Genomic DNA, 16,366 nt, shown 5'->3' with positions numbered 1-16,366 from the left:
CTGAGAGTGATCGCGACGTCGCGGACGTGCGCGATGTGGCGTCCCCCACTCGCGGCGCGTCCCCGTCCGGAGCGGCGTCGGCGCGGCCGGATCGCAGCCGAACTGTCTTTTCGGTGTTCACCGGGTGAGGGAATTGGTCCTTTCCCGAAATGCCGAAGGCCCTCGGACCGGTGGGTCCGAGGGCCTTTGCGGGCGGATGGCCGGAGGTCGCGGGATTCAGGCCTTGGTGACGTCCTCGACTTCCGTCTCGTCCTCCCGCCCCGGTGTTTTCAGGTCGAATTTGACGATGATGAACCGGAAGAGCGCGTAGTACACCGCGGCGAAGCAGAGGCCGATGACGATGATCAGCCACGGTTTGGTGGCCAGTCCCCAGTTGATCACGTAGTCGATCAGACCGGCCGAGAAGCTGAACCCGTCGTGCACCCCGAGCCCCCAGGTCACCGCCATCGAGGCGCCGGTCAGCAGGGCGTGCACGGCGTACAGGGCCGGGGCGATGTAGGCGAAGGAGTACTCGATCGGCTCGGTGACGCCGGTGACGAAGGAGGTCAGGCCGACCGAGAGCATCAGGCCGTAGATCTCCTTGCGGCGGTGCAGCTTGGCGGAGTGCGCGATCGCGAGTGCGGCGGCGGGCAGCGCGAACATCATGATCGGGAAGAAACCGGACTGGAACTGGCCGGCCGTCGGGTCGCCCGCCAGGAAACGCGGGATGTCGCCGTGCACGATCGTGCCGTCGGCCTTCGTGAACTCGCCGAACTGGAACCAGACGAAGGTGTTCAGCAACTGGTGCATGCCGATCAGCAGCAGCGCCCGGTTGAACAGGCCGAAGATGCCGGAGCCCCCCGCGCCGAGATCGGCCAGGTACTGCGAGAAGTCGTTGAGGCCGCGGCCGATCGGCGGCCAGACCCAGAGGGCGAGAACGGCGGTCAGCATGCCGACCAGGGCGGTGATCATCGGCACCAGGCGGCGGCCGTTGAAGAAGCCCAGCCAGTCGACCAGCTTGGTGCGGTGGAACCGCACCCACAGCCAGGCCGACATCAGGCCGATCAGGATGCCGCCGAGCACCCCCGGGTTCTGGTACGTCGCGATGGCCGCCTTCGCCGAGGCGTAGTCCACGCACTGGTCGCTGACCAGCACCGTCGGCGGCTTGCAGCTCTCCGGGAACGCGTGCAGGACCTTGTAGAAGACGAGGAAGCCGACCACGGCCGCCAGGGCCGTCGAGCCGTCCGCCTTCTTGGCCATGCCGATCGCCACGCCGATGCAGAACAGCATCGGCAGGCCGAGCGAGGAGTCGAGCAGCGCGCCGCCGGCCGCGGCGAAGACCTTGGCGACGTTGTTCCAGCCGAGGCCGTCCTTGCCGAACACATCCGGTTGGCCGAGCCGGTTGAGGATGCCCGCGGCCGGGAGCACCGCCACCGGCAGCTGCAGCGAGCGGCCCATCTTCTGGAGGCCGCCGTAGAAGGTGTGCCACCACGCGGTCTGCGGGGCCGTGGCGCCTGCCGAACTCATCCTTCGCCCTCCGGAAGCAGTTGCCGGCCGGTGGCCCCCTGTAGGACCCTCGGGCGGGGCCCAGGAACACCCGGGGCCGGTCCCGCGTTCCTCGGAGTACACATATATTGGTGTAGACCACCTTGGGACACAGGTCGCACTCCGGGACGCCGGCCCCGCTGATCGTCATCCTCGGGCGGCGATCGGGAGCCTGCCCGCCGGAATGGGCCAAAAGTGGCCTAACGTGACAGACCGGACCGAAGCGGGTGATGCTGGTCGCGCTGCCCGGCAGCACGGCCGCAGCTGAACCCGCGTCAGCCACCGGCACGGCCCCCGCCCGCACCACGGCCGAGGGCCGCACCCCCACAAGCACAGCGCACGACGGCACCCGGCAGAGCGGCCGGCGGGCCGACACAGAGGGAGAAATCAGATGGCCAGCAAGGCTGAGAAGATCGTCGCCGGTCTGGGCGGCATCGACAACATCGAAGAGGTCGAAGGCTGCATCACCCGCCTGCGCACCGAGGTCAAGGACGCCGCCCTGGTCGACGAGGCCGCCCTCAAGGCCGCCGGCGCCCACGGCGTCGTGAAGATGGGCACCGCGATCCAGGTCGTCATCGGCACCGACGCCGACCCGATCGCCGCCGACATCGAGGACATGATGTGAGCTGAGCCACCCGGGCTCACCCGCACCACCCGCACCACCCGGGCCGCCCGGTCCCCCCGGACCACGCAGCCCCACCCGCCCGGCCCGCCGCCCACCCAGGAGGACGGCGGGCCGCGGCGCACCCGGACGGCCCCGCCGACCCGAACCACTACGCTCAATGCCTATGTCACGCATCGACGGCCGCACCCCCGAACAGCTCCGCCCGATCACCATCGAACGGGGCTGGAGCAAGCACGCCGAAGGCTCCGTCCTCATCTCCTACGGCGACACCAAGGTGCTGTGCACCGCCAGCGTCACCGAAGGCGTCCCGCGCTGGCGCAAAGGCAGCGGCGAAGGCTGGGTCACCGCCGAGTACTCCATGCTCCCGCGCGCCACCAACACCCGCGGCGACCGAGAATCCGTCAAGGGCCGCATCGGCGGCCGCACCCACGAGATCAGCCGGCTCATCGGCCGCTCGCTGCGCGCCGTCGTGGACCACCGGGCCCTCGCCGAGAACACCATCGTCCTCGACTGCGACGTCCTCCAGGCCGACGGCGGCACCCGCACCGCCGCCATCACCGGCGCCTACGTCGCCCTCGTCGACGCCGTCGCCTGGGCCCGCGACAAGAAGATCCTGCGCGCCAAGGGCCAGCCCATCACCGGTGGCGTCAGCGCCGTCAGCGTCGGCATCATCGACGGCACCCCGATGCTCGACCTCCAGTACGAGGAGGACGTGCGCGCCGAAACCGACATGAACATCGTCTGCACCGCCGACGGCCGCTTCGTCGAGGTCCAGGGCACCGCCGAAGGCGCGCCGTTCGACCGCGAACTGCTCGACCGGCTGCTCGACCTCGGCAGCCTCGGCTGCGCCGAACTCGACGAGATCCAGCGCAAGGCCCTCGAAGGCTGAACCCCACCGGGCCGCCACGCCGTGGATACCGACGAACGCGCGTACGGCCTGCTGTACAGGCCGGGCCCGGAGACCGTACGGTTCCCGCAGCACTCCCGCTGCGGGAACCGCGCACCCGTCGGCGCGCGTCCCACACCACGGAACCCGCGCCCCACAGGAGGACCGGATGCCGTCGAGCATCGCCCGCCCCGCCGCCCTCGCCGTGGCCGGACTGATCGCGATCCTCCCCCTCAGCATGGTGAGCTGCTCCGCCGCGCAGAAGGCGATCGACTGCGGCAACACCGCCGTGAAGATCACCGGCGACATCGCCGACGTCACCAAGGCCTACGACAACTCCAGCAACGACTCGGCCGCCGCCGGGAAGGCGCTGCAGAAGCTCAAGACCGACCTCGACCAGGTCGGGAAGAACTCCAAGAACACCGACGTCGCCAAAGCCGTCACCGACCTGCAGAAGCAGGTCGAGAACGTGCAGCACGCCGTCGACAAGAACCAGGCCCCCGACCTCAAGCCACTCGGGGACGCGGCCGGCAACCTCACCTCGGTCTGCACCGGCTGACCGCCCCCGGCCTCTGGATAGGGTGGGCGATATGTCCACCCGCCTGATCCTCGCCACCCGCAACCAGCACAAGGTCGCCGAACTCCGCGCCATCCTGGGCGACGCCGGCCTCGACGTCGAACTCGTCGGCGCCGACGCCTACCCCGAGATCCCGGACGTCCCCGAAACCGGCATCACCTTCGCCGAGAACGCCCTGCTCAAGGCCCACGCCCTGGCCCGCGCCACCGGCCTTCCCGCCGTCGCCGACGACTCCGGCCTCTGCGTGGACGTGCTGAACGGCGCACCCGGCATCCTCTCCGCCCGCTGGTCCGGCAAGCACGGCGACGACCGTGCCAACCTCGACCTGCTGCTCGCCCAGCTCTCCGACATCGCGGAACCGCACCGAGGCGCCCACTTCTTCTGCGCCGCCGCCCTCGCCCTCCCCGACGGCACCGAACGCGTCGTCGAGGGCCGCCTCCTCGGCACCCTCCGCACCACCCCGGCCGGCACCGGCGGCTTCGGCTACGACCCGATCCTCCAGCCCCTCGGCGAGACGCGTACCTGCGCGGAGCTGACGCCGGACGAGAAGAACGCCATCAGCCACCGCGGCAAGGCGTTCCGGGAGCTGGTGCCGGTGGTGAAGGAGCTCCTGGGCTGACGGGAAGTCGGAATTGCCGAAGGCCCGCCCTGGAGTTCCTCCGGGGCGGGCCTTCGATTTGAAGGTGTAAGGCTAGTGCGGCCTGAGGGATTCGAACCCTCACGGGGTTTCCCCCACCGGATCCTAAGTCCGGCGCGGCTGCCGTTACGCCAAGGCCGCATGGCCTCTAGTTTAGGGCTTCGATTCCCGTGGGAACACCGCGATTCCGTGCGGCGCTTTGCGCTTGGTCTTGTTCCGCCTGCCGTAGGTCGGAGTGACGGAGTGGCAGTTCGGGCAGAGCGGCCGGAGGTTATCCGGCCGGTTGTCCGACCGGTCGCCGTTGATGTGGTCGACCTCCAGCGTCATCGGCTGTCCGCACCACTCGGGGCCGGTGCTGCAGCCCTCGCAGAGTTCCGGCCGGCCGAGTTCGGCCAAGGCGCTGCGGATTCGCTTGCCAGGGATGCGCTTACCCTCCTGCGGGCGCTGGGCCAGGAGCTGATCAGCAGGGATTCTGGTGGGCGCGTGCTTGCCGCGGCCGTGGGCCTGTCCCGTGAAGTGAGAGGTATCGATAGCGAGGGCCTTGATCCGCCGTCCGATGTGGGTTCGGGTGCCCCCGGCCTGACGCTGCTGGAGGTGGCGCACAACTACCCGGACTACGTCAACATCATGTCGTACGACCTGCACGGCGCCTGGAACAAGTACGTCGGCCCGAACGCCTCGCTGTTCGACGACGGCAAGGACGGCGAACTGGCGGCGGCCAACGTCTATGGCACCGGCCAGTACGGCGGGATCGGCTACCTGAACGCCGACTGGTCGTACCACTACTTCCGCGGTGCGATGCCCGGCGGCCGGATCAACGTCGGACTGCCGTACTACACCCGCGGGTTCAAGAACGTCCAGGGCGGCACCAGCGGCCTGTGGGGCACGGCGTCCGCGACGAGCTGCCCGGTCGGCTCCGGTCTGACCTCCTGCGGTGACGGCGCGGTCGGCGTCGACAACATCTGGAACGACAAGGACGGGGCCGGCAAGGAGTCCCCGGCCGGGTCCAACCCGATGTGGCACGCCAAGAACCTGGAGAAGGGCATCCTGCCCGACTACCTCGCCAAGTACGGGGTGGGCGACACCGCGCTGCAGGGCACCTACGCCCGCAACTACAGCTCCGCCCTGGTGGCGCCGTGGCTGTGGAACGACACCAAGAAGGTGTTCCTGTCCACCGAGGACGAGCAGTCGGTGGGCGCCAAGGCGGACTACGTCGTCAACCAGGGCGCCGGCGGCACGATGGTCTGGGAGCTCGCAGGCGACTACAAGTGGGACGCGGCCGCCAACGGCGGCACGGGCGAGTACGTCCCCGGCTCGACGCTGACCTCGCTGATGTACGACAGGTTCAAGTCGGCGGCCCCGTACGGTGCGACCCGGTCGACGACCGCGCTGCCGCAGCAGACCCTGCCGATCGACGTGTCGTTCACCAACTTCGCGCTGGGCGACTCGAACTACCCGATCAACCCGAAGCTGCACATCGTCAACAACTCGACGCTGACGCTGCCGGGCGGCACCGAGTTCCAGTTCGACCAGTACATCTTTGGACGTAACCTGGATGCATGAGCGATGACTTGGTGCAGCGCGCACACTGGGGTGACCTGACAGGGCTCAATCTGGCGGGGCTGGTACGCCTCTCGTTCGAGCCGGATTACGACGGCGACGAGGACGAAGCCGCCGAGCAGCAGGGCAAGTTCACCCCTTTCACCGGTCGTGACATCAAGGGCCGGGACGAGCAGGAGAAGGACGCCCGGGGCTTCGTGGAGCACCGGCGCGGAAACTACGTCTACACCTACGAAGAGCCGGACACGAGCGCGTGGAAGCGCAAGCGCGTCCGTCTGCCGGACGGCCGGATTACCTATCGGGTCGTCCGTCCCGTGTTTGAGGGCGCGTTGGAGGACTTGAAGAAGGGCCGCACACCTGACGGTCACCGCCTTGACGGCCTGATCGTGTACGACATCGACCGGCTCACGCGAGACAACCGCCACCTGGAAGACGCCATCGAGGTGGTGCAGAACTTCCGACGCCCGATCATCGACATCACCGGCACCCTCGATCTTCTGACGGACAACGGGCGGACAGTCGCCCGGATCATGGTGGCGACGAACAACAAGCAGTCGGCCGACACCGCCCGCCGGGTGAAGCGGAAGCACCAGGCGTTGCAGCAGGCGGGCATCCCCGCCGGTGGGCGGCGCCCCTACGGGTGGCAGGCCGACAAGCGGTCGCTGGAACCGGCGGAGGCCAAGAACATCCGTGACGCTGTCGAGCGGCTGATCAAAGGGGCGGGGGTCCGGGCGATCGTGGCTGACTGGAACCGCAAGGGATTTACCACGCCCGCCGGAAGCCAGTGGACGAACGCCAACCTCAAGAACGTCCTCCGTAACCCTCGAATCTGCGGCTACCGGTCGCGCTGGGTTTCCGACATCGACCCGGAGACCGGCCAGGAGAACAAGCGCTGTGAGATCGTGCTTGACGACAAGGGCAAGCCGGTCCGAGGCCAGTTCGAGCCGATCATCTCGGTCACGGAGTGGGAGGCACTGACCGACGCCATCGGCACCGGTCCAGCGCCGGGCAGTGGCCACAACGCGCGCAAGTACCTGCTCTCCGGCATCCTGCGCTGTGACAAGAACGGTTGCGGCGCGCCGCTCCGGGCTCAGAAGTCGCCGCCGAGCCGCAACAAGGCGCCCGGCTACTTCTACTACGTGTGCCCCGGGAAGGGCGAAGGGCACGGGTGCGGTGGGACCAGGCTCGCCGGCCCGGAGACCGACGAGCTCGTGATCAAGCTTGTCATCAGCAAGTACGAGGAAGAGGCGGCGCAGAGGCAGGCCGAGACCGTTCCGGCGGAGTGGGACAAGGAGGAGGAACTTGCGCGCGTCCGTGAGGACCGTGACGAGTTGAAGAAGGCGCGGCGGGCCCGACAGGTCACCGCAGAGCGCTACTACAAGGATCTCGCCGAGTACGACGCGGACGAGCGTCGACTGGTGAGCGAGCGGAACAAGTGGCTGCGTGCGACCTTCGTCGCCCAGGGCGAGCCCGTGAACCTCGGGAAGGACTGGAAGACCCTGACGTTCCCCGAGAAGCGCGGCTACATGGAGAAGGCGCTACTCGGCGTGCTGGTCGCCCCCGCAGCCGGGCCCAACAGGCCCATCCGGGACCGCATCAACCCGTTGTTCCGAGAGCGGATCGCCGGGCTCTGATCCCGTTGCCCGCCACCGTGCCGCATTCTCACGGTGGCGGGCAGCAGGCGTGACTACACGTTTGCCGAGAAGCGCGTTGACGGCCTCCCAGTCGGCGTCAGACCAGCGCGGCGCACGGCGCGCCTGTTCACGTGCCCAGGCCCAGTCAGCCTCTTCGTCAGCTGAGGTTGCCACGGCCCAACCTTCCTCGCTCAATGGACAGCTGCTCCCGGGCGATCTCCCGGTTCGTGGCGAGGTCTTCGGCGATTCCGGCGGCGATGAGTGCTTCGGCGGGAGTGTGGCCGATCCCGGCGAAGCGCCAGGAGGATTCGGTGGAGGTCTCGTTGGCCCAGTCCGAATACAGGGGCGTCGCGCCGGCGAGGGCGCGGGCGTGTTCGGTGCGGTCGGCCCGGAGCCGGGTGTAGGTAGTGGAGTAGGCGTGGGTCTTGGTGAGGCAGTGGCCCCGGTAGCCGAGCATGTGGGCCCAGGTGCGCAGGCGCAGGTGTTCCAGTTCGGGCAGGCCGCCGAGGCGCCAGGCGGTGGCGATGAGGGCGCGGACGTGCGGGTTGACGCGTAGCGCTCGGATGTCGGCGAGGGAGGTGATGCGGCGGTCGACGGCGCCGGCGGTCTCGGCGCTCTTGCTGGTGTATTTGGCGACGTAGGCGGCTACGGCGTCGTCCGTGAGTCGTCCGCCGTCCCCGTTGGCTATGGGGTGGGCGTCGAGCTGGGTGCCGAACCGCAGCCGCCCGCCGTTGTAGGCCGCCGAGTCGGGGCACGGCAGCGCCACGGCAGCCGCCGCCGAATGGACCGTCTCCATCAGGAGGTCCGCTGTTGCCCAGGACGGGGGCGGGGAGGTCGGTCCGGCGGGGCCGTCGAAGCGGATGACGGCGTGGAAGTGGACGGCGCCGCGCTTCTGGTATTCGGCGACCTTGGTTGCGGACACCCGGACCAGGGTGCGCACCTGTGACCGGCCGACGCCCGCCCGGGTGGCGACGTGGTGGTAGAGGTTGTCCCGGAAGGCCTTCCACAGGGCCGGGGCCGTGGCGTTCCAGAGGATGTGGCCCGGGTAGTCGTAGCAGTCGGCGCAGAGCGGCTGTCCGATGAGCGGGTCCGTGTCCGGGTGGGTCCGGCCGCAGCCGGGCAGCCTGCCGTGTTCGCAGCGTCGGCGCCGGACCCGGTGGGATTCGCCCGCACGGTGGACCGGCCCGAAGGAAGGGGCGGTCAGGGTGACGAACAGCCGCGGGTGCGTCCGGACCGTGTCGGGGACGCCTTTGCCGCCGATGAGGCCGGAGCGGACGAGGTGGAAGGTGTCGCCGCTGTGCTCACGGGAGCAGGACGGGCACCGGGTGGCACGGCGGTTGCGGCAGCGGACGGCGAGCCGACCGCCGGGTTCGGTGGCGGTCGAGTAGTGCCGCAGGACCTCTCCGGTCTCGCCGTCCAGGGTGGTGGTGTGCCCGGTGAGGTAGACGGGTTCGGTGCAGCCGCCGGTGCCACGGATCTGGTCAAGCCAGCGGTTCAAGTCCGGCATCTCGCCGAGGCGGACGAAGTCCCGATCGATAGGCGGTAGTTGGCGCAGCCGCGCCTCCCGGGAGAGGTAGGCGCGGCGTGCGGTGGGGTCGTTGTACGGGTTGGTGCTGGCGGTCATGGCGGGTGTCTCCAGGGCCAGGGTTCGCCGGGCCCCGGCCGGGCCTGGCAGGTGCTGGCGCGGCCGGGGGTGGCGTGGGGGCGGGTGGAGGGGGACCGGCGGCCGGGGGTGCGGCCGCCGGTGTGGGTTGGGTGGGTTGGCACGGTGATCACGTCTTTCAGGTGGTGTGGGTGAGGCCTTGGACGGCCCAGGTGACGACGTAGACGATCGGGTCGGCCCAGCCGATGCGGTCGAGGTAGATGGCGAGCACGCTGATCAACAGGACCTGCCAGACCTTGAGTTCGCCGGCGCGGACCAGGAGGAAGGTGGTGAGGGCGAGGAAGCCGATCAGGAGGAGGGCGGCGCCGTTGCTCATCAGCGGTAGACCCCTTCGGTCGGCTCGTCCACGTGGAGTCCGGGCCAGGCCGGGGCGAGGCGGGCGTACTTCCGCGCGGCGCGTCGGGCCTGTTCGGGAGTGACGTGGATCGATCGGGCGCGGAGCCATTGGCCGTCGGTGTCGGCGGTGATGGCGACGCCCTGTTCGGCGAGGGTGATGCGCTGGGCTGCGGCAAGGGCGTCCTTGTTGAGGTCGCCGAGTGCCATTTCAGCTGTGCCCGCGTCGCTCACCCGGTGGCAGATGCGGCCGGCCAACTGCGCCCGCAGGGCCGTGACCCCGGGGCCGAGGTCGGAGCCGACCCGCTGTCCGGCGATTACCAGGTGGATGCCGAGGGCCGCGCCGAGCTGCGCCAAGCGCAGGAGGTTGGTGGAGATCTCCCCGACCTCCGCCTTGTCCTCTCGCGTTGCCATCAGGTACAGCTCCGCGACCTCGTCGACGATCAGCACGACGGGCAGCTTGCGGAGCTTGGTCGGGAGGTCCCAGATCGAGCGGACCCCGACCGAGCGGCACAGCTGCATCCGCGCTTCGGTCTCCGCCACCAGTTCCGCGAGCAGCCGGGCCGCTTCCGCCCGCGTCGACGCGAGGGCCGAGAGCCGGTCTTCGAACAAGGAGAGTTCCATGCCGCCCTTGAGGTCGATGCCGAACAGGGCGACGCGTTGCGGGGCGAGTTCCTTCACCAAGGCGGCGATCAGGGTGGACTTGCCGGAGCGAGTCGCGCCGACGATCAGCCAGTGTGGCGCCCGTCGGAAGTCGATCACCCAGGCCCGGCCGTCCTCCAGCAGGCCGACCACCGCTCGCAGCACGCGCTGTTTCAGTTGGTAGGGGACGACGGGTCCCCGGAGCGGGTCCCAGGCGAGGGCGGACAGGGTGACGAATCCGCGTTCGTCGGTGGAGAGGCGGACCGCGTGGACTCGCCAGGCGTGGGTGAGTGCTTCGACGGCGGACAGGAAGTGGTCCGGCACCTGCCCGGGGTGGAGCCGAACCCGCACGTCCAGGCCGCCGCGCCGCAGCTTCGGCGCCCTCAGGCGGGGCGGGACCGGCTTGAGGGGATCGCCCCTGACGACCAGGTCGCCGAGCAGGGCCCGGCCGGGGCGCTTGGCGACCGCCAGGCCGAGGTTGGTGGTCAGCCGCCGCCAGGTCACCCGGACCTGGATCGCGGTGATCGGGTAGCCGAGCAGGTACCACCACACGTAGGGGTAGTTGCGGCGCAGCCCCGGGCCGGTGATCAGCAGAAGGAGCACCACAGCGAGCACCGCCAGCCAGAGGAGCTGGAGAACGGTCACGACCCGCCCCCGTTCTCGATCGCGGTGTTGTGGGCTTCGGTCTCCAGGTCGCGGGCCTGGCCGGCGGCCTTGGTCGCGGTGGTGGCGATGTGGTCGAAGAGCTGGGCGCCTTCGTCGTCCGGGGCGAACGGGTCGACCTCTTCGGCCAGGTCGCCGAGTTCGCGCAGCAGGCCGCGCAGCTTCACGCGGGTTGCGCCGCTCATCAGGCGTCGCCGCCCTTGCGCGAGGCGGTGACGGCGGGGGCGGGGACGGGGGTGATGGCGTCGGCGCGGAAGGACAGGCCGTGCCGGTCCCCCATGGCCCAGGAGAAGGCGGTCAGGTCGGTGACGTGCACCCGCACGCCCTCCACGACGCCAGCCGGTTCGCCGGACACGCTGATCTCGATGATCGAGGCCCGCCGGCCGTCCTGCCGGACCGCGACCCCGACCGTGTACACGGTCTGACCCTCCCGGTCCTTGCGCACCTCTCCGGTCTCGCGGTTCGCGATCCGCACTTCGGGGGCGACGATGCAGGTCATCGTGCCGAGCCGGGTTCCGTCCACGGGAATGGACTGCATGAGTACACGCTCCTTGGCCAACAGAGGCCGCCTGACGTATGTCGTCAAACGTACTTACCTTTGATGTCGCCGATGATGCGCGTCTTGACGGCCCAGCGCAAGCCATTCATGCTTACGTTTAACGGCTAGCGACTGATGACAGACCTGAATATGCCGCCCGAGCTGGGCAAACGATCACAGATAACGACTCGATAACCACACGACACAGGCGAAGCGGGCCTCCCCCGGCGCCCGCACCAAGGGGTTCGACACCATGGCGATCATCCGGAACGAGGCACTGCACAAGCAGGTGGCGGCGGCGATGCGGCAGGCGATCGCCGCCGGCGAATGGCCCCCCGGCGCCCAACTGCCCACGGAAACCGAGCTCGCCGAGACGTACGGCGTCTCCCGACCAACCGTCAGGCTCGCGGTCGCGGCCCTGCGCAGTGAAGGCCAGCTGGACGTGAAGCAGGGGCGTGGGACCTTCGTCCGCCCCGCCGTCCACGGCCCCACCGGCACCATGGAGCGCACCGTCACCCTCCGGGGCGGCCAGTACGAGACGCCCGCCGACGCGTGGTTCGGCCACGGCGAGGAGCCGACCGTCTACCGCGCCCGCACGGACTTCATCACCGCGCCACTGCTGGATCTGGACGAGGGCGAAGCGATGTTTGCATGCGACCGCCTGATTACCGACCCGTCCGGCGACGGCCGCGCCCTGCACCGCCTGCTACTCCCGATGGAGCGCATCGCGGGCACCCTGTTGGCAACGGAGCCCGGCGTGACACCGGTCAAGGCCTACGCGACGCTGGCCGCCGCCGGGCACGATGTGGCTTGGCGGGAGCGGGTCAGCGCGCGGATCCCCCAGCCCGACGAGCGGGAAGCGCTGCGCCTGTCCGAGGCCGCCGTCCTGCTGGTCGTCCACCGCGTCACCTACGACCGGCCCTCAGGTATGCCCCTGATCCTCGAAGAGACCCGGATCGGCGCCGAGACCACCGCCGTGACCTACGACATCGGGGCCACCAGGCCCAAGCGCGGCGCCCGTCAGGCAAAGGCAAGCTACTGAGGCCGACCTCGGTGGCGATCTCGTTGTTGGACAAGCTGATGGATTTCAGGATTTTGGACTAGTCGGTTCCGGTTGGCGCCTGAGCCTGCCCGCAGGGTGCCTGGGGGTCAAGATATCAAAAGCTCAACATTTGCTCAAGTTGTGGCCGTCGGATGACGCTTCGTGCGAGACTCTTGAATGTTCCCGAACAAGGAACATTACGGAGGGGAAAGAAAATGCGTGTACGTCGAGTGGTAGCGGCTGCGGTTATTTCGGCAGCGGCCGCGCTGGGGGGCGCGACGAGCGCCAGTGCGGCGCAGACGGTCACCGAGGGGCATTGCGACTACGACGGTCCGGCCGGTTGCACCACCTACTTCCAGCCCACCCGCGAGGCCTGCGAAGGGGTCATGTCGTGGTGGAACTCGGGCTACCGGGGTGATGACTACTTCGCCTACAAGGTCCGTACGTGTGCGGTGACGTTCGCGGGCGGCCTGGGCGGCCGAGGCTGATGTCCCAGCCGGGGGAAGGGCCCGGCTTCTTCGCTGGGCCCTTCCCCCGGGTTCGCCCGATAAATGACGACTTCACTCAGACGCACTCCGTCTCGCTCAATTACCCCGCTGTTGGATTACGTTTATCGATCAAGGAGGCGATAAGACTTGGGCACCGTCATTGCGCTATTGGCTGGGCTTGTGGCCGCAGTCATTGCAGCTGTCGTTTTCCTGGCCCGCCGGGACAGGTTGCGCAGCTCCCATTCTGATGGTGCCGGGGTGCTGATCGAACAGCAGCGCGCTGGTCAGGCCGCCCAAATGCGTAGAACCTATTCCAGCGGTGCGATCCACCATGGAACCGGGTTGGTTTCCGACGACCTGCACAAGTATTACTCCTAGAAGGCGCTCGAACGTGACACGAGGGACGACCCGCGTCCTTGCGCTGGCAGCCCTTGTGGCCGCGCTATGCCCCGCTTCCTCTCCCGCGTCACCGGACACCACCCAGCTCCCCTGGCCGTTGCGAGCCATGAACGCCACCGCCGCCTGGAAGAACTCCACAGGAGCGGGAGTGATCGTCGCTCTGGTCGACAGCGGGGTGCAGGCCGACGCCGCGTTGACCGGACCGCGCCTGCCGGCCGTGGACTTCACTGATTCGGGAACCCCCCAGACCGACGACGACCAGCTGCTGTCACACGGGACCATGATGGCCGCACTGATCAATGGCGCCCGAGGCCTGCCGGGCCTCGCACCCCGCGCGACCCTCATGCCCCTCAAGGCCGTCACCCCGAGCCCCAAGGTCAGCGCTCAGGGCGACGCCGAAGCGATCCGATACGCCGCTGACCACGGTGCGAAGGTTCTTAACCTCTCGTTCGGCCTCCCCGGTCCACTCGACCCGTGGCAGGAAGCAGTGCGGTACGCCCTGAGCAAAGACGTCGTCGTCGTCGCAGCTGCCGGCAACTCGGGCGCCCACAGCGACCCCATCAGCTACCCGGCCGCTTACCCGGGCGTGCTGGCCGTCAGCGCCACCGGACCCGACAGTCAACTGTCGCCTTCATCTACCTGGGGCCCCGGCCTCGGCATCTCCGCGCCAGGCGCGCACATGCCGCTCTACAGCCGAGGATGCACCAAGTCCACCACGGCCTTTGCGGTCTGCATCGGAGACGGCGGCACCAGCGCGGCCACCGCGTACACCTCCGCCGCCGTTGCACTGCTCCGCTCCGCACACCCGGACTGGGACGCCCAGCGCGTGATCGCCCAGCTGCGAAACACGGCGCGGCCGCCGCACAACGACACCGAGAGGTACGGATCGGGCATCCTTGCTCCCGATCTTGCCCTCACCCAGCCGGACTCTTGACGTTGGTGGTGACGGTTACTGGCCGCCACCCGCACTGGCATCTTCCGCGCCCAAGGAGTCAGGGCGTGGGGGCTGTCGCAACTCTCCTTCACTTACTCAAGCGGCGGCGCATCCGCGCCGCCGGGCGGCCCCAGCCGCCCCGGCCGGGCATGCGGCCTTGCGGCCGTTCCGGGCCGGGCGGCTGGCCCGCCCACCGAGGCACAGCCCGCACACGTGAAGGCGCTCAGGCCCGTTCGCTGACACCGGTGGCTGGGGTGGCCGGCCGAGGGAGGCTTTACGCACCTTGCCGGGCCGGGGCCCGCGTCGGGCAAGGACGGGGGGCCACTCGGCCCAATTGCGGTCAGGCCCAAAAGCCCTGACCGAGTTCGCAGCAGCTTACGGCCCCCCGACCATGCCCGACCCCAACCCGGCAAGGACACCGCCCAAAGCCTCCCCCAACCGGCCACGCGCACCCGTCCCCCGCCAACCGCGGACTGCTCAGGCCGACTCACGGCGCACGAACGCAGCCAGGCACAGTAACTCCTCCAGCCGCAGCCACCCTTGCGCCATGCCCTCCAGTCGCACCACCGGCCCGCCCATGGCGTCGGTGTCGGCGATCGCCCGCAGCTGAGAGCGTTCCACACCGCCCGCCGCCAGCAGCGCGTTCAGCTCGTCCGCCGTCTGGCGCGCCACCCGCCACCCGGCCGCGTAGTCCACCCCCGGCAGCCACACCCATGTATCCGGGTCGAGGCCCGCCGTCAACTCCGCACTGAAGTCGTCGTCCCCGTCCAACAGCCCATCAACTCCCCTGATCAGCAACCGAACCGGCCATCCGTGCACAGACATGCCGATGAGCCCGATACCATCGGCATCGGGTTCCGACCCACCGGACCACCCCACGTTCCCGCCAAGGTCACGGGGTGGTCCGGCACGTCTTCAGTTGTCCCTGATCAGGTCAAGTGCAGTCCCGAGTCGCCTCCTCGCAGCCGAAGATCCGCCGGAACAGCTCCGCCTCGGTCAAGTCGAGCAGCGGGTCATCAATGTCGGCCATCTCCCGCCAGATCTGCCGCATGAGCAGCAACCGCTGCTCTTCGGTAAATCCCGGCTCGGCGTACCACGCCACTGCGTCACGGTGCGCGGCCCGCCGACTCGGCGAGACAGCCCGCACCGGCCAGGAGAACTGGCCGTCCAGCAGCCACCAGGTAGAGGCTCGGTCCCACCAGGCCCGCAGGTGCCGGATCACGAGGGCTCCCCGGGGTCAGCCGGGTACACCCTGACCACGTGCGGCGTCAGGCCCAGGAAGGCCAGCGATCGCACCTCCCCGTACATCGCCAGGCGATGTCCGATCGTCTGCACCGCCGACGGCCCGATCAGCTCCTCGAAGTAATCCAGCTGCTCCGAACTGAGCGGCAGCGCCCGCAGCGAGCCCAGGAGCGCGGCCAAGGCGTCCGCCAGCTTGGAGAACTGCGCAGGCCCGGTGACTCCGCGGACCTCCACCACCACCGGGAACGGGTACGGTGCGGCTCCCGCCGAGGCCCCACCTCCGCCGGCCAGGACCAGGCCCGCCGCCGACTCCCCGTACTCTCGAAGCGTCATCACTTCGCCGACACCTCCCCCGCACGGCGCGGGTGCCGCGTGTGGACGCCCACCACCTGCCCGTTGACCACGATGAACCGGGTCACCGCCTGCCGCAGCCCCGCACCGCAGTAGAAGCACCGCGTTCCCGCCGTCCCGGACGCCCGCCTCGCTCTCACCGCACACCGCCTTCCGGGCCCACCAGAGCCCAAGTGATCTTCCCGATACCTTCCGGCCGGGGCAGACAACCCCACTCCACGGACAAGGCCTCCACCAGGCACAGCCCCCGGCCCGACACGTCATGCAGCCCGGCGGACCGCCGGATCACGGGCCTCACGCTGCTCGCGTCGTGCACCTCGATGCGCAGGTGCCCACACACGACGTCGAGCCGCACCGCGATCCGCCGCCCCTTTGGCACCCGCGCGTGCACCACCGAGTTCGTCACCAACTCGGAGAGCACGAGCTCACCGGGCTCCGCGAGATCGGCCCCGCCCGGGACGCCCCGGAGGAAGTTCCGCAGCAGCGAGCGCGCCGCGCCGACCGACGACCGATGGCGCGGGAGCCAGAAGAACGCCCACGAGGCGGGCGGAGATGCCGAAGCCCCTGCCGATGTACCTGATCTGTTCACCACATCCGCCCCAACCCGCGCCGAACTCAGTCGGCCACG

Annotated in this window: 20 protein-coding genes, 1 tRNA gene and 1 pseudogene; 10 read left to right on the top strand and 12 right to left on the bottom strand. The window is 69.4% G+C overall.

The features are described from left to right. Positions 1 to 216 precede the first annotated feature (216 nt). Complete coding sequence (locus tag AC0B61_RS16885; RefSeq protein ID WP_471741434.1) at positions 217 to 1,506, bottom strand: PTS transporter subunit EIIC; 1,290 nt, start codon at positions 1,504 to 1,506, stop codon at positions 217 to 219. A gap of 409 nt (positions 1,507 to 1,915) precedes the next feature. On the opposite strand from AC0B61_RS16885, the gene AC0B61_RS16880 reads away from it, so the two are divergent. From AC0B61_RS16880 to rdgB, 4 genes are all read left to right on the top strand, one after another. Beyond that, positions 1,916 to 2,149: a PTS sugar transporter subunit IIB gene (locus AC0B61_RS16880; protein WP_030284095.1), complete on the top strand. Its 234-nt coding sequence runs from the start codon at positions 1,916 to 1,918 to the stop codon at positions 2,147 to 2,149. Positions 2,150 to 2,312: 163 nt separating this feature from the next. Then, positions 2,313 to 3,038 (top strand): ribonuclease PH, encoded by a 726-nt coding sequence (rph, locus tag AC0B61_RS16875; protein ID WP_471741433.1) that lies wholly within the window; start codon positions 2,313 to 2,315, stop codon positions 3,036 to 3,038. A 166-nt stretch (positions 3,039 to 3,204) separates the two neighbouring features. After that, entirely contained in the window at positions 3,205 to 3,594 is a 390-nt protein-coding gene (locus tag AC0B61_RS16870; protein ID WP_471741432.1) for a hypothetical protein, read from the top strand. A gap of 31 nt (positions 3,595 to 3,625) precedes the next feature. Then, positions 3,626 to 4,231, top strand: a complete 606-nt coding sequence (gene rdgB, locus AC0B61_RS16865; RefSeq protein WP_471741431.1) for an RdgB/HAM1 family non-canonical purine NTP pyrophosphatase — start codon at positions 3,626 to 3,628, stop codon at positions 4,229 to 4,231. Positions 4,232 to 4,307: 76 nt separating this feature from the next. Here the strand turns inward: rdgB and AC0B61_RS16860 are convergent. Both AC0B61_RS16860 and AC0B61_RS16855 read right to left on the bottom strand, forming a co-directional pair. Beyond that, positions 4,308 to 4,390: transfer RNA gene (locus AC0B61_RS16860), tRNA-Leu, on the bottom strand. A 12-nt stretch (positions 4,391 to 4,402) separates the two neighbouring features. Then, positions 4,403 to 4,852, bottom strand: a complete 450-nt coding sequence (locus AC0B61_RS16855; protein WP_471741430.1) for an HNH endonuclease — start codon at positions 4,850 to 4,852, stop codon at positions 4,403 to 4,405. A 3-nt stretch (positions 4,853 to 4,855) separates the two neighbouring features. Here AC0B61_RS16855 and AC0B61_RS16850 point away from each other — a divergent pair. Both AC0B61_RS16850 and AC0B61_RS16845 read left to right on the top strand, forming a co-directional pair. Continuing rightward, a pseudogene (locus AC0B61_RS16850) lies at positions 4,856 to 5,779 on the top strand (chitinase C-terminal domain-containing protein); the annotation flags it as partial. Positions 5,780 to 5,808: 29 nt separating this feature from the next. Next, positions 5,809 to 7,443 carry a recombinase family protein gene (locus tag AC0B61_RS16845; RefSeq protein ID WP_471741429.1) on the top strand — a complete coding sequence of 545 codons (1,635 nt, stop codon included), beginning with the start codon at positions 5,809 to 5,811 and terminating at the stop codon, positions 7,441 to 7,443. A gap of 157 nt (positions 7,444 to 7,600) precedes the next feature. On the opposite strand, the gene AC0B61_RS16840 is transcribed toward AC0B61_RS16845, so the two are convergent. The 5 genes from AC0B61_RS16840 to AC0B61_RS16820 form a co-directional block, all read right to left on the bottom strand. Further along, positions 7,601 to 9,067 (bottom strand): replication initiator, encoded by a 1,467-nt coding sequence (locus tag AC0B61_RS16840; RefSeq protein ID WP_471741428.1) that lies wholly within the window; start codon positions 9,065 to 9,067, stop codon positions 7,601 to 7,603. A gap of 157 nt (positions 9,068 to 9,224) precedes the next feature. Further along, on the bottom strand, positions 9,225 to 9,422 hold the full coding sequence (locus AC0B61_RS16835; protein ID WP_471741427.1) for a hypothetical protein: 198 nt from the start codon (positions 9,420 to 9,422) through the stop codon (positions 9,225 to 9,227). Continuing rightward, a complete protein-coding gene (locus AC0B61_RS16830; RefSeq protein ID WP_471741426.1) occupies positions 9,422 to 10,726 on the bottom strand; it encodes an FtsK/SpoIIIE domain-containing protein in 1,305 nt (434 codons plus the stop codon). The genes AC0B61_RS16835 and AC0B61_RS16830 overlap by 1 nt, the downstream gene beginning before the upstream one ends. Next, a complete protein-coding gene (locus tag AC0B61_RS16825; RefSeq protein WP_471741425.1) occupies positions 10,723 to 10,929 on the bottom strand; it encodes a hypothetical protein in 207 nt (68 codons plus the stop codon). Before AC0B61_RS16825 ends, AC0B61_RS16830 begins: the two co-directional genes overlap by 4 nt. Further along, positions 10,929 to 11,282 (bottom strand): SCO3933 family regulatory protein, encoded by a 354-nt coding sequence (locus AC0B61_RS16820; protein ID WP_471741424.1) that lies wholly within the window; start codon positions 11,280 to 11,282, stop codon positions 10,929 to 10,931. The genes AC0B61_RS16825 and AC0B61_RS16820 overlap by 1 nt, the downstream gene beginning before the upstream one ends. A 253-nt stretch (positions 11,283 to 11,535) precedes the next feature. On the opposite strand from AC0B61_RS16820, the gene AC0B61_RS16815 reads away from it, so the two are divergent. The 4 genes from AC0B61_RS16815 (at position 11,536) to AC0B61_RS16800 (ending at position 14,145) form a co-directional block, all read left to right on the top strand. Further along, positions 11,536 to 12,324: a GntR family transcriptional regulator gene (locus tag AC0B61_RS16815; protein WP_471741423.1), complete on the top strand. Its 789-nt coding sequence runs from the start codon at positions 11,536 to 11,538 to the stop codon at positions 12,322 to 12,324. 215 nt (positions 12,325 to 12,539) lie between these two features. Further along, positions 12,540 to 12,812 carry a hypothetical protein gene (locus tag AC0B61_RS16810; RefSeq protein WP_471741422.1) on the top strand — a complete coding sequence of 91 codons (273 nt, stop codon included), beginning with the start codon at positions 12,540 to 12,542 and terminating at the stop codon, positions 12,810 to 12,812. Positions 12,813 to 12,959: 147 nt separating this feature from the next. Continuing rightward, a complete protein-coding gene (locus AC0B61_RS16805; protein WP_471741421.1) occupies positions 12,960 to 13,190 on the top strand; it encodes a hypothetical protein in 231 nt (76 codons plus the stop codon). 127 nt (positions 13,191 to 13,317) lie between these two features. Continuing rightward, positions 13,318 to 14,145 (top strand): S8 family serine peptidase, encoded by an 828-nt coding sequence (locus tag AC0B61_RS16800; protein WP_471741420.1) that lies wholly within the window; start codon positions 13,318 to 13,320, stop codon positions 14,143 to 14,145. Between the two features lie 477 nt (positions 14,146 to 14,622). On the opposite strand, the gene AC0B61_RS16795 is transcribed toward AC0B61_RS16800, so the two are convergent. The 4 genes from AC0B61_RS16795 to AC0B61_RS16780 all read right to left on the bottom strand — a co-directional run bounded on the left by AC0B61_RS16795 (position 14,623) and on the right by AC0B61_RS16780 (position 16,327). Further along, complete coding sequence (locus tag AC0B61_RS16795) at positions 14,623 to 14,916, bottom strand: hypothetical protein (RefSeq protein ID WP_471741419.1); 294 nt, start codon at positions 14,914 to 14,916, stop codon at positions 14,623 to 14,625. Between the two features lie 163 nt (positions 14,917 to 15,079). Next, positions 15,080 to 15,367, bottom strand: a complete 288-nt coding sequence (locus AC0B61_RS16790) for a hypothetical protein (protein ID WP_471741418.1) — start codon at positions 15,365 to 15,367, stop codon at positions 15,080 to 15,082. Then, positions 15,364 to 15,720: a hypothetical protein gene (locus tag AC0B61_RS16785; protein WP_471741417.1), complete on the bottom strand. Its 357-nt coding sequence runs from the start codon at positions 15,718 to 15,720 to the stop codon at positions 15,364 to 15,366. The genes AC0B61_RS16790 and AC0B61_RS16785 overlap by 4 nt, the downstream gene beginning before the upstream one ends. A 154-nt stretch (positions 15,721 to 15,874) precedes the next feature. Continuing rightward, positions 15,875 to 16,327, bottom strand: a complete 453-nt coding sequence (locus AC0B61_RS16780; RefSeq protein ID WP_471741524.1) for an ATP-binding protein — start codon at positions 16,325 to 16,327, stop codon at positions 15,875 to 15,877. Between the last annotated feature and the right edge of the window lie 39 nt (positions 16,328 to 16,366).

This window comes from Kitasatospora sp. NPDC023385, assembly GCF_055664045.1.
This window is presented reverse-complemented; position numbering and strand designations above follow the sequence as displayed.